This is a genomic window from Streptomyces sp. Je 1-79 (genome assembly GCF_025195125.1).
In the GTDB taxonomy this organism is placed as follows: Bacteria; Actinomycetota; Actinomycetes; order Streptomycetales; family Streptomycetaceae; genus Streptomyces.
On sequence record NZ_JAMGSL010000007.1, the window covers coordinates 491,943 to 503,635 of the forward strand.

The 11,693-nt window shown below is 68.7% G+C and carries 12 protein-coding genes; 7 read left to right on the forward strand and 5 right to left on the reverse strand.

The features are described 5' to 3' along the window. Positions 1–123 precede the first annotated feature (123 nt). Positions 124–1,644, forward strand: a complete 1,521-nt coding sequence (locus tag M5362_RS17425; RefSeq protein WP_260228466.1) for a glycosyltransferase family 87 protein — start codon at positions 124–126, stop codon at positions 1,642–1,644. Here M5362_RS17425 and M5362_RS17430 read toward each other — a convergent pair. From M5362_RS17430 to M5362_RS17440, 3 genes are all read right to left on the reverse strand, one after another. Next, positions 1,641–2,672 (reverse strand): alanine racemase, encoded by a 1,032-nt coding sequence (locus tag M5362_RS17430; protein ID WP_260228467.1) that lies wholly within the window; start codon positions 2,670–2,672, stop codon positions 1,641–1,643. The genes M5362_RS17425 and M5362_RS17430 overlap by 4 nt on opposite strands. Positions 2,673–2,769: 97 nt before the next feature. Next, positions 2,770–3,888, reverse strand: coding sequence for a peptidoglycan bridge formation glycyltransferase FemA/FemB family protein (locus tag M5362_RS17435; RefSeq protein ID WP_260228468.1), 1,119 nt, complete (start codon positions 3,886–3,888; stop codon positions 2,770–2,772). 127 nt (positions 3,889–4,015) lie between these two features. Then, a complete protein-coding gene (locus M5362_RS17440) occupies positions 4,016–4,315 on the reverse strand; it encodes a hypothetical protein (RefSeq protein WP_260228469.1) in 300 nt (99 codons plus the stop codon). A 282-nt stretch (positions 4,316–4,597) separates the two neighbouring features. Here M5362_RS17440 and rpsF point away from each other — a divergent pair, with 282 nt between their 5' ends. From rpsF to rplI, 4 genes are all read left to right on the forward strand, one after another. Continuing rightward, positions 4,598–4,888 carry a 30S ribosomal protein S6 gene (gene rpsF / locus M5362_RS17445; protein WP_159689873.1) on the forward strand — a complete coding sequence of 97 codons (291 nt, stop codon included), beginning with the start codon at positions 4,598–4,600 and terminating at the stop codon, positions 4,886–4,888. Between the two features lie 74 nt (positions 4,889–4,962). Next, the gene (locus M5362_RS17450; protein ID WP_260228470.1) at positions 4,963–5,544 is read left to right on the forward strand and encodes a single-stranded DNA-binding protein; all 582 of its coding nucleotides are present in this window, start codon (positions 4,963–4,965) and stop codon (positions 5,542–5,544) included. A 58-nt stretch (positions 5,545–5,602) separates the two neighbouring features. Beyond that, positions 5,603–5,839 carry a 30S ribosomal protein S18 gene (gene rpsR, locus M5362_RS17455; RefSeq protein WP_003956534.1) on the forward strand — a complete coding sequence of 79 codons (237 nt, stop codon included), beginning with the start codon at positions 5,603–5,605 and terminating at the stop codon, positions 5,837–5,839. 18 nt (positions 5,840–5,857) lie between these two features. Next, on the forward strand, positions 5,858–6,304 hold the full coding sequence (rplI, locus tag M5362_RS17460; RefSeq protein ID WP_158988579.1) for a 50S ribosomal protein L9: 447 nt from the start codon (positions 5,858–5,860) through the stop codon (positions 6,302–6,304). 89 nt (positions 6,305–6,393) lie between these two features. On the opposite strand, the gene M5362_RS17465 is transcribed toward rplI, so the two are convergent. Beyond that, positions 6,394–7,731, reverse strand: a complete 1,338-nt coding sequence (locus tag M5362_RS17465; protein WP_260228471.1) for an MATE family efflux transporter — start codon at positions 7,729–7,731, stop codon at positions 6,394–6,396. A 425-nt stretch (positions 7,732–8,156) separates the two neighbouring features. Between M5362_RS17465 and dnaB the strand changes: the two genes are divergently transcribed. After that, the gene (gene dnaB / locus M5362_RS17470) at positions 8,157–9,644 is read left to right on the forward strand and encodes a replicative DNA helicase (RefSeq protein ID WP_260228472.1); all 1,488 of its coding nucleotides are present in this window, start codon (positions 8,157–8,159) and stop codon (positions 9,642–9,644) included. Positions 9,645–9,704: 60 nt separating this feature from the next. After that, the gene (locus tag M5362_RS17475) at positions 9,705–11,087 is read left to right on the forward strand and encodes a serine hydrolase (RefSeq protein WP_260228473.1); all 1,383 of its coding nucleotides are present in this window, start codon (positions 9,705–9,707) and stop codon (positions 11,085–11,087) included. A gap of 68 nt (positions 11,088–11,155) precedes the next feature. Here the strand turns inward: M5362_RS17475 and M5362_RS17480 are convergent, their stop codons facing one another. Beyond that, positions 11,156–11,608, reverse strand: a complete 453-nt coding sequence (locus M5362_RS17480) for a GNAT family N-acetyltransferase (RefSeq protein ID WP_260228474.1) — start codon at positions 11,606–11,608, stop codon at positions 11,156–11,158. Positions 11,609–11,693 lie beyond the last annotated feature (85 nt).

An 11,693-nucleotide genomic window follows, 5' to 3' on the forward strand; every position in this document is an offset into this window, starting at 1 on the left:
CAGCCCGCCGGGCTCCGCCCGGTAAGGCCCTGAGGGCCGCCGTATCCGGCACGTACGCACACGTACGGCGCCGGGTGCGGCGGCCCTCACCGTTTCTCGGGGTCGTACGGCAGGATGTCCCCCATGCCGAGCCTCCACAAGACGAGTCCGCCGCAGGACCGTGCGCAGAACCCGGCGACGGTGTCCCCCACCCGTCGCGACGAGGTCGCCGCGGCGGGCAGCGAACTGATCGGCGGGCCGTTCGGCCGCCGCGCCCTGCTCGGCAGCGGGCTGCTCACCCCCGTGCAGGTGATCGCACTCGTGGCCATCGGGATGTTTGCGCTCGGCATGGCGCAGAAGATCCCCTGCTACGACTGGGCATGGTTCCGGGGCACCACCTCCCAGTACACCCACGCCTGCTACTCCGACATCCCCCACCTCTTCGTCGGACGCGGGTTCGCCGAGGGCATGGTGCCCTACTTCGACCGGCTGAGCGGCGACATAGAGTTCCTGGAGTACCCGGTCCTGACCGGGCTGTTCATGCAGCTCGCGGCCTGGCTCACGCCCGGCGGCGGCGACCTGGTGCACCGCGAGCAGATCTACTGGATGGTCAACGCGGGCATGCTGATGGTCTGCGCCGCCGTCATGGCGGTCGCCGTGGCCCGTACGCACCGCCGCAGGCCCTGGGACGCGCTCCTGGTCGCCCTGGCCCCCGCGTTCGCGCTCACGGCCACCATCAACTGGGACCTGCTGGCCGTGGCGCTGACCTCGGTCGCCGTACTGATGTGGTCACGCGGCCGCCCGCTCGCCTTCGGTGTCCTGCTCGGTCTCGCGACCGCCGCCAAGTTCTATCCGTTCCTGATCGTCTGGCCGCTGCTCCTGCTGTGCTGGCGCGCGGGGAGATGGCGGGAGTTCGGCGCGGCGCTGGCCGGCGCGGCCGGTTCGTGGCTCGTGGTGAACCTGCCGGTGATGCTGCTCGCGCCCGAGGGGTGGAAGCAGTTCTACACGTTCAACGAAGAACGGAACGTCGACTTCGGGTCCGTGTGGCTGCTCATCAGCCAGCGCGCCGGTGAGCAGATCTCGCCCGGCAGCGCCAACATCTACACCGTGCTGCTCATGCTGCTCGTCGGCGTGGGCCTCGGGATCCTGGCGCTGACGGCGCCCCGTCGCCCCCGGTTCGTCCAGCTCGCGTTCCTGGTCGTGGCCGCGTTCGTGCTGACCAACAAGGTGTACTCGCCGCAGTACGTGCTGTGGCTCATCCCCCTCGCCGCCCTGGCCCGCCCGCGCTGGCGGGACTTCCTGATCTGGCAGGCGTGCGAGGTCATGTACTTCCTGGGCATCTGGATGTACCTGGCCTTCACCACCAGCGGCAACAAGCAGGGGCTGCCGACGGACGGCTACCACTTCGCGATCGTCCTGCACCTGCTCGGCACGCTGTACCTGTGCGCGGTGATCGTGCGCGACATCCTGGCGCCCGAACGGGACGTGGTGCGCCAGGACGGCTCGGACGACCCCTCCGGAGGCGTCCTGGACGGCGCTGAGGACGCCTTCGTACGCGGCAGGGCCGCTCACCCCGCCCGGCACGCGGCCGCGGCCGTGGAGGGGCCGCGTGTGGAGTGGGGAGCCCCCCGGGAGGGGGCCCCTCGGGAGCCGCTGGGGGGTTAGCGCTCGACGAGCCGGTCGAACTGCGTCGTGGTGTGACGCAGATGGGCCACCAGCTCGTCGCCGACCTTCGGCTCCTGCGCGTCGGACGGCACGAACAGGATCGACACCTGCATGTGCGGCGGCTCGGCGAACCAGCGCTGCTTGCCGGCCCAGACGAAAGGCGAAAGGTTCCGGTTGACGGTCGCCAGACCGGCGCGGGCCACGCCCTTGGCCCGCGGCATGACGCCGTGCATCGCCTTGGGGGCTTCCAGCCCCACCCCGTGCGAGGTGCCGCCGGCGACGACCACCAGCCAGCCGTCGGAGGCGGCCTTCTGCTGGCGGTAGCCGAAGCGGTCGCCCTTGGCGACCCGGGTGACGTCGAGGACGGAGCCGCGGTACTCGGTGGCCTCGTGGTCGCCCAGCCACAGCCGGGTGCCGATCCGGGCGCGGAACCGGGTCTGCGGGAACTGCTGCTGTAGCCGGGCCTGCTCCTGCGCCCGCAGATGGCTGACGAACATGGTGTGCAGCGGCAGCCGGGCGGCCCGCAGCCGGTCCATCCAGCCGATGACCTCCTCGACCGCGTCGGTGCCGTCCGTGCGGTCCAGGGGCAGGTGCAGGGCGAAGCCCTCCAGACGTACGTCCTCGATGGCCGCGTGCAGCCGTCCCAGGTCCTCCTCCAGGATGCCGTGGCGCTTCATCGAGCTCATGCACTCGATGACCACACGGGCGCCCACGAGGGCGTGGACGCCGTCCACGGACGACACGGAGCGGATCACCCGGTCGGGCAGCGGCACCGGCTCCTCACCCCGCCGGAACGGGGTGAGGACCAGCAGGTCGCCGCCGAACCAGTCCTTGATCTTCGCGGCCTCGTACGTGGTGCCCACGGCCAGCATGTCCGAGCCGAACCGGGTGACCTCGTCGGCCAGCCGCTCGTGGCCGAATCCGTAGCCGTTGCCCTTGCAGACCGGGATCAGGCCGGGGAACTGGTCGATCACGGACTTCTGGTGCGCCCGCCAGCGAGCGGTGTCGACGTAGAGGGAGAGCGCCATGGCCGGCCCGGAACCTTTCTGATGGCTGCGGTGTATCAAAGGTGTGTACGAGACTTACGAGATTACGTACGAGGTTACGGGCGGGACGCCCGGGCCGTCAGCGACGCGACATGTAGATGTCGAGCGCCTTGTGCAGGAGCTTGTTGAGCGGGAAGTCCCACTCGCCGACGTACTCCACCGCCTCGCCGCCCGTGCCGACCTTGAACTGGATGAGACCGAAGAGGTGGTCGGTCTCGTCGAGCGAGTCCGAGATGCCCCGCAGGTCGTAGACGGTCGCGCCCATCGCGTAGGCGTCGCGCAGCATCCGCCACTGCATCGCGTTCGAGGGCCGGACCTCGCGGCCGATGTTGTCGGAGGCTCCGTAGGAGTACCAGACGTGCCCGCCGACCACGAGCATCGTGGCCGCGGAGAGGTTCACACCGTTGTGGCGTGCGAAGTACAGCCGCATGCGGTTGGGGTCCTCGTTGTTGAGGACGGTCCACATGCGCTGGAAGTACGAGAGGGGGCGCGGGCGGAAGTGGTCACGGACGGCCGTGATCTCGTACAGCCGCTGCCACTCGGCGAGGTCCTCGTAGCCGCCCTGGACGACCTCGACGCCGGCCTTGTCGGCCTTCTTGATGTTGCGGCGCCACAGCTGGTTGAAGCCCTTGAGGACATCGTCGAGCGAACGGTTGGCGAGCGGTACCTGGAAGACGTAGCGGGGCTGGACGTCGCCGAAGCCGGCACCGCCGTCCTCGGCCTGCTGCCAGCCCATCTTCCGCAGCCGGTCGGCGACCTCGAAGGCACGCGGCTCGATGTGCGTGGCCTCGACGTCCTTCAGGCGCTTCACGTCCGGGTCCTGGATGCCGGACTTGATGGCGGCGGAGTCCCAGCGGCGGATGACGACCGGCGGGCCCATCTTCACGGAGAAGGCGCCCTGCTGCTTGAGATGCGCGAGCATCGGCTGCAGCCAGTCGTCGAGGTTCGGGGCGTACCAGTTGATGACCGGGCCCTCGGGCAGATAGGCCAGGTAGCGCTTGATCTTCGGCAGCTGGCGGTACAGCACCAGGCCCGTGCCGACGATCTCGCCGGACTTGTCGAACCAGCCCAGGTTCTCCGAGCGCCACTCGGTCTTCACCTCAGCCCACGCCGGGACCTGGCAGTGGCTCGCCGCGGGCTGGCTCTGGATGAATGCCAGATGCTGCTCACGGCTGATGGTCCTCAGGGTCAGGCTCACGGGGCGCTCCTCGGCAGGTGTGTCCCCATCGGTTCAGGGGCTCCGGCTCTCGCGCCGAAGCCTACTGTGACCGGGGAGCGCCCCGGTGGGACGTGTGTCCCTGGGCCGTCGGCCGACCGGGGGCGGCTCAGACGAGGCCGCCGTAGAACATGCCGAGGTAGAAGCCCACCGCCGAGGCGCCGAGCCCGACGATCAAGGCGAAGCGTTCCCTCGTGGTCACCGAGATGAACTGGCCGAACGCGCCGGTCCCGATGCCGATCAGTCCGGCCCAGGAGGCCAGCACGTGCAGGCTGTGGAACTGCGCGGTGATGAAGGAGAGGACTCCGAGGAAGAGTGTCACCGCCATCAGGGTGTCCTGGAGCGGGTGGGGCCTGCCGTCGGTGGCGAGGAGGGAATGTCCGGGGTCGGGTCGCATTGCCTGTGCCATGGGGCACCTCCTGGCGTGCCTGCGGGAAGGCGGCGCATCGTAGCGCCGCCGACATCCGATGTGTACAGATTGCGTCCCCCCACCACCGGATTTCAACCGGAAGCGGATGTGCGGGTACTCTGTACGGTCTGCACCGGTGTCTGCCCAGGTCCGTCCCGGACCCGACGCTCTCCTCGCTCGTCGAGGAGGTTGTCAGTGGTGGCGGATACCGTTGCTCACGCATCACGACCCTCCTGCCACGGAACGACCGTGGCCGCTGAGTCCAAAGGAGGTGGGTTCCACATGCGTCACTACGAAATGATGGTCATCCTCGACCCCGATCTCGAGGAGCGCGCTGTCTCCCCGCTGATCGAGAACTTCCTCTCCGTCGTCCGTGAGGGCAACGGAAAGGTCGAGAAGGTCGACACCTGGGGCCGTCGTCGTCTCGCCTACGAGATCAAGAAGAAGCCCGAGGGCATCTACTCGGTCATCGACCTGCAGGCCGAGCCTGCGGTCGTCAAGGAGCTCGACCGACAGATGAACCTGAACGAGTCGGTCCTCCGGACCAAGGTCCTCCGTCCCGAGACCCACTGAGCATCTAGCTCAGAGGTCATCGGGTTCGAGTAGCAGTAAGCAGCCAGAAGCAATCCCGCCGAGAGGTTCATCCAATGGCAGGCGAGACCGTCATCACGGTCGTCGGCAATCTTGTCGACGACCCCGAGCTGCGCTTCACCCCGTCCGGTGCGGCGGTCGCGAAGTTCCGTATCGCGTCCACCCCCCGCACCTTCGACCGTCAGACCAATGAGTGGAAGGACGGCGACAGCCTGTTCCTCACCTGCTCGGTCTGGCGTCAGGCGGCGGAGAACGTCGCCGAGTCGCTTCAGCGAGGCATGCGCGTTGTCGTGCAGGGCCGTCTGAAGCAGCGGTCCTATGAGGACCGCGAGGGCGTCAAGCGCACGGTCTACGAGCTGGACGTCGAGGAAGTCGGCCCCAGTCTCAAGAACGCCACGGCCAAGGTCACCAAGACCACCGGTCGTGGTGGCCAGGGTGGCTACGGCGGAGGCGGCCAGCAGGGCGGCGGCAACTGGGGTGGAAACTCCGGTGGTGGCCAGCAGGGTGGTGGCGGTGCTCCCGCCGACGACCCGTGGGCGACCAGCGCGCCGGCCGGTGGCGGCCAGCAGCAGGGCGGCGGAGGCAACTGGGGTGGAAACTCCAGCGGCGGCGGCTACTCGGACGAGCCCCCCTTCTAGGGCACTCCCCTGGAAGGCAGCTCGTACCCAAACTTCTTGATCACACAGGAGAAACACCATGGCGAAGCCGCCTGTGCGCAAGCCTAAGAAGAAGGTCTGCGCGTTCTGCAAGGACAAGACCGTGTACGTGGACTACAAGGACACGAACATGCTGCGGAAGTTCATTTCCGACCGCGGCAAGATCCGTGCCCGCCGCGTGACCGGCAACTGCACGCAGCACCAGCGTGACGTCGCCACGGCCGTGAAGAACAGCCGTGAGATGGCGCTGCTGCCCTACACGTCCACCGCGCGATAAGGGAAGGGTGACCGAAAAATGAAGATCATCCTGACCCATGAGGTCTCTGGCCTCGGTGCCGCCGGCGATGTCGTCGACGTCAAGGACGGTTACGCTCGCAACTACCTGGTCCCGCGTGGTTTCGCGATCCGCTGGACCAAGGGTGGCGAGAAGGACGTGGCGCAGATCCGCCGCGCCCGCAAGATCCACGAGATCGCGACCATCGAGCAGGCCAACGAGATCAAGGCCCGGCTCGAGGGCGTGAAGGTGCGTCTGGCCGTTCGCTCCGGCGACGCCGGCCGCCTCTTCGGCTCCGTGACCCCGGCCGACATCGCCACGGCGATCAAGTCCGCGGGTGGCCCCGACGTCGACAAGCGTCGCGTCGAGCTCGGTTCGCCGATCAAGACCCTGGGCTCGCACCAGGTGTCCGTGCGTCTGCACCCCGAGGTTGCCGCGAAGCTCGGCGTCGAGGTCGTCGCCGCGTAACGCTGCTCTCAGCAGTAGGAAGGGCCGCACCCCTCGGGGTGCGGCCCTTCCGCCGTTTCACGTGAAACAGGGCGTTTCACGTGAAACATTCACCGCGTGGCGCCGGTGACGATCCAGCGTCCGGAGCGCGAGCGCAGCCAGAGGGTCAGCATGCGCACGGTCATCATCAGGGTCATCGCCCACCACAGGGCGGTGAGCCCGCCGCCGAGCACGGGGACCAGGAGGGCGACCGGGGCGAAGACGGCCAAGGTGAGCAGCATGGCCCAGGCCAGGTAGGGACCGTCGCCCGCGCCCATGAGCACGCCGTCGAGGACGAAGACCACGCCGGCGATCGGCTGGGAGATCGCGACGACCAGGAGAGCCGGGAGCAGGGAGTCCTGAACGGTCGTGTCGCCTGTGAAGAGCGGGATGAAGAGCGGGCGGGCGACGATGAGCAGTACTCCCAGGGCGACTCCGGAGACGATGCCCCACTGGACCATGCGACGGCAGACCTGTCTGGCCCCATCGGCGTCATCGGCGCCGAGATACCTGCCGATGATGGCCTGACCGGCTATGGCGATCGCGTCCAGGGCGAAGGCCATCAGGCTCCACAGCGACAGGATGATCTGGTGGGCGGCGACCTCGGTGTCGCCCATTCGGGCAGCGACGGCGGTGGCGATCATCAGAACCGCGCGCAGCGAGAGCGTGCGGACCAGGAGCGGGACGCCCGCCTGGGCGCTGGCACGTATGCCGGCCGTATCGGGTCGCAGGGAGGCGCCGTGGCGCTTGGCGCCACGGACGACCACGACGAGGTACACGGCGGCCATCGCGCACTGGGCGATGACCGTGCCCCAGGCGGAGCCGGCGATGCCCCACCCGGCGCCGTAGACCAGACCCACGTTGAGCAGCGCGTTGGCCGCGAAGCCGCCGATGGCCACGTACAGCGGTGTACGGGTGTCCTGGAGGCCGCGCAGGACACCGGTGGAGGCCAGGACCACGAGCATGGCGGGGATGCCCAGGCTGGAGATCCGTAGATAGGTGGTGGCGTACGGAGCGGCTGTGTCGGAGGCGCCGAAGAGTTCGACGAGCCAGGGGGCGGCGGGCAGCGTGACGGCGACGACCACCGCGCCAAGGAGGAGCGCGAGCCAGATACCGTCCATGCCCTGGCGGATGGCGGCCTTGAGATCGCCGGCTCCCACGCGACGGGCGACGGCGGCCGTGGTCGCGTAGGCGAGGAAGACGAAGACGCTGACGGCGGTGGAGAGCAGGGCCGCCGCGATGGCGAGACCGGCGAGCTGCGGAGTGCCGAGGTGCCCGACAATGGCACTGTCGACCATGAGGAAGAGGGGCTCGGCGACGAGCGCACCGAAGGCCGGGACGGCGAGGGAGATGATCTCTCGGTCGTGCTGCCGGCGGGCGGCCTTGGGGGTCGGGGGAGCCTGGGTCATGGGTCTCAATCTAATCTTCCACAGGTAAGAGATGCAATGGGCATGTAGTCCTTACATCGCCATGGTGTGGAGCTTCGGGTGTGCGCCGTTTGTTCTGATCTTGGTCCGGAGTCAAAAGTTTTTCTCCCCCACAGCCCGTGGATGGAAAAAGCCCAGGTCAGGGCGGTGTCGCGGGGTGCGCTATGAGTTTGTCCACATGGCTGTCCCCCGGTCCGTGCACAGGTTCGGCAGAGTTCTCCACAGCATCTGGTCGTTCACCCACAGGCCCTGTGGATAACCAGATTGGCTGACGGTGCCCGCGGGCCTACCGTGGTCCGGCGCACGACGCGCCAGAAGCGGAGTCAAAGCCTCTTGTTTGTCCGAGCCGTGGCGTAAGAAAGAGTGGCACGGCGAGGTCCGCGGAGCGGACAGGAGGAGGTGGCTTGGTGAGCATTCCCGAGCCCTTGGACGACCCCTGGGCCGACAGTGGACCGAGCGACCGGCTGCCCGTCGCGCGACCCCGCGGCGAGAGCCGTGGACGGGGCCGGGGCCGTGAGGACCAGCACGACCGTGGGAGCGACAGCGGCCCGTGGGACAGCGGTCTTTCCGGCTTCGAGCGGGTGCCCCCGCAGGATCTCGACGCCGAGCAGTCCGTGCTCGGCGGCATGCTGCTCTCCAAGGACGCCATCGCGGACGTCGTGGAGATCATCAAGGGCCACGACTTCTACAAGCCCGCCCACGAGACGGTCTACGCGGCCATCCTCGACCTGTACGCGAAGGGCGAGCCGGCCGACCCCATCACGGTCGGAGCGGAGCTCACCAAGCGCGGTGAGATCACCCGTGTCGGCGGTGCCTCGTATCTGCACACCCTCGTCCAGTCGGTACCGACCGCCGCCAATGCCGCGTACTACGCGGAGATCGTCCACGAGCGCGCCGTGCTGCGCCGCCTCGTGGAGGCCGGCACCAAGATCACGCAGATGGGATACGCGGCCGACGGCGACGTCGACGAGATCGTGAACTCGGCCCAGGCCGAGATCTACGCCGTCACCGAGCAGCGCACCACCGAGGACTACCTACCCCTCGGCGACATCATGGAGGGCGCGCTCGACGAGATCGAGGCCATCGGCTCCCGCAGCGGGGAGATGACCGGTGTGCCGACCGGCTTCACCGATCTCGACCAGCTCACCAACGGTCTGCACCCTGGCCAGATGATCATCATCGCGGCCCGTCCCGCCATGGGCAAGTCGACGCTCGCCCTGGACTTCGCACGGGCCTGCTCCATCAAGCACAACCTGCCCAGCGTCATCTTCTCCCTCGAAATGGGCCGCAACGAGATCGCGATGCGCCTGCTCTCGGCGGAGGCCCGGGTGGCGCTGCACCACATGCGCTCCGGCACCATGACCGACGAGGACTGGACCCGGCTGGCCCGCCGGATGCCGGATGTGTCGCAGGCTCCCCTCTACATCGACGACTCCCCGAACCTGTCGATGATGGAGATCCGCGCCAAGTGCCGCCGGCTCAAGCAGCGTGCCGGCCTCAAGCTCGTGGTCATCGACTATCTCCAGCTGATGCAGTCCGGCGGGTCCAAGCGGTCCGAGAGCCGCCAGCAGGAAGTCTCGGACATGTCGCGAAACCTCAAGCTCCTGGCCAAGGAGCTCGAACTGCCCGTGATCGCGCTCTCGCAGCTGAACCGTGGCCCCGAGCAGCGCACCGACAAGAAGCCGATGGTCTCCGACCTGCGTGAATCCGGCTCGATCGAGCAGGACGCGGACATGGTGATCCTGCTGCACCGCGAGGACGCCTACGAGAAGGAGTCCCCGCGCGCGGGCGAGGCGGACATCATCGTCGGCAAGCACCGAAACGGTCCGACGGCGACGATCACGGTGGCCTTCCAGGGCCACTACTCACGCTTCGTGGACATGGCGCAGACCTGATCCGCCGGAACGTCAGGAAATGTGGTCGACTACGGCGCGGTTGCCACGTTGGATCGGTCCATGACCTCACCTTCCGAAGCTCTGCTTCCCACTACCGCGCGGGCTCTGCTGCACCGTGTCGCGGTCGCCCAGTCCGAGGGGCGCTCGCCCTCCTTCGTCGGGGCCGTGGCCCGCGAAGGGGGAATGGTGTGGAGCGGATCGCGCAGCTGTGTCGACGGGCACGCCCCGGACGCCGACACGCAGTACCGGATCGGCTCGCTCACCAAGGTCTTCACGGCCGTCCTCGTGATGCGGCTCCGTGACGAGGGCCTGCTGGATCTGAACGACCCGCTGGAGAAGCATCTTCCGGGTACAGGGGTCGGCGAGGTGACGATCGCTCAGCTCCTCGGTCATACCTCGGGCCTGGCGGCGGAGAGCCCCGCTCCGTGGTGGGAGCGGACGCCCGGGACCGTACGGCCGAAGCTGGCCGATGTGCTCGGGGAGGAGCCGGTTCTGCACCCTGTGGGGCGTCGGCACCACTACTCCAACCCCGGCTACACGCTGCTCGGTTCGCTGGTCGAGGCGGTGCGCGGGGTCTCCTGGGAGGAGGCGCTGCGCGGCGAGATCCTGGAGCCGCTGGGGCTGACGCGGACGAGCGCGCAGCCTGTCGCTCCGCACGCCGGCGGTTGGGCCGTGCACCCGTGGGCCGATGTGATGCTTCCTGAACCCTCCGAGGATCTGGGGCTGATGGCTCCGGCCGGACAGCTCTGGTCGACGGCCGAGGACCTCTGCCGCTTCGGGGGGTTCCTCGCCCAGGGCGACAATCGTGTGCTCGGCGCGGCCTCGGTGGAGGAGATGCGGCGGCCGGCGGCTCCGCCCGGCGCCGGTGACTGGGAGGGTGGCTACGGCCTGGGCATTCAACTGCTGCGCAAGGACGGCCGGACGCTGATCGGCCACACCGGCTCACTGCCGGGCTTCGTCGCCTGTCTCTGGGTGAGTGTCGAGGACGGCGTCGCGGCGGTCACCCTCGCCAATGCCACCTCCGGGCCGCAGGTGACGGCGGTGGCCGCCGATCTCGTACGGATCGTGGCGGAGGCCGAACCCCGCTTTCCCGAGCCCTGGCGGCCGATTCCCGAGGCCGAGGTCGATCAGGAGCTGCTGGAGCTGACCGGGCCCTGGTACTGGGGAACGCACGCGTTCGGACTGCGTCTCGGTCCGAACCGGGGCGCGACGCTCGAACCGCTGAGCGGTATCGGGCGGCGTGCGAGCTTCCGGGCGCTGCCGGAGGGTGGTTGGATCGGCCTGAACGGCTACTACCTGGGGGAGACGCTCCGGGCGGTGCGGCGGGCGGACGGCTCGGTGAGCCATCTCGATCTGGGGTCCTTCGTCTTCACTCGCGAGCCGTACGAGCAGGGTGACGCCGTACCGGGCGGAGTCGACGAGGCGGGCTGGCGCGGTCTCTGAGCGGCTGTTTCACGTGAAACAGGGCGCCGGGGCAAGGCGCGATGGCCCGGCCCCGGCGTCCTGGGTGCTCAGAGACTCAGCTTGAAGCCCACGTGGGAGGCCTCGAACCCCAGCCGCTCGTAGAAGCGGTGGGCGTCCTTGCGGGTGGCGTCGGAGGTCAGCTGGACGAGTCGGCAGCCCTGACGGCGGGATTCTTCGATGGCCCACTCGATGAACTGCGTGCCCAGGCCGCTGCCCCGCTCGTCCGCGTGGATGCGGACGGCTTCGATGATCGACCGTGTGGACCCGCGTCGGGAGAGGCCGGGGATGATCGTCAGCTGGAGGGTGCCGACCAGCTTGGCGCCGCGGACGGCCACCATCAGGTGTTGGTTCGGGTCGTGGACCAGCCGCTCGTAGGCGGCGGTGTACGGGGTGAGGTCGTCGGGGGACTCCCGCTGCGCGCCCAGCGGGTCGTCGGCCAGCATGGCGACGATGTCCGCCAGATCGCCCACCGCAGCGGGCCGTATCTCAAGATCGCTCATGAGGCGCAGCCTAGGGCGTGTTTCGGAAGTCCCGTCTGGCCCCGCCCTTCGGGCGGACGACGCTGCTTTCGAAACACGCCCTAGG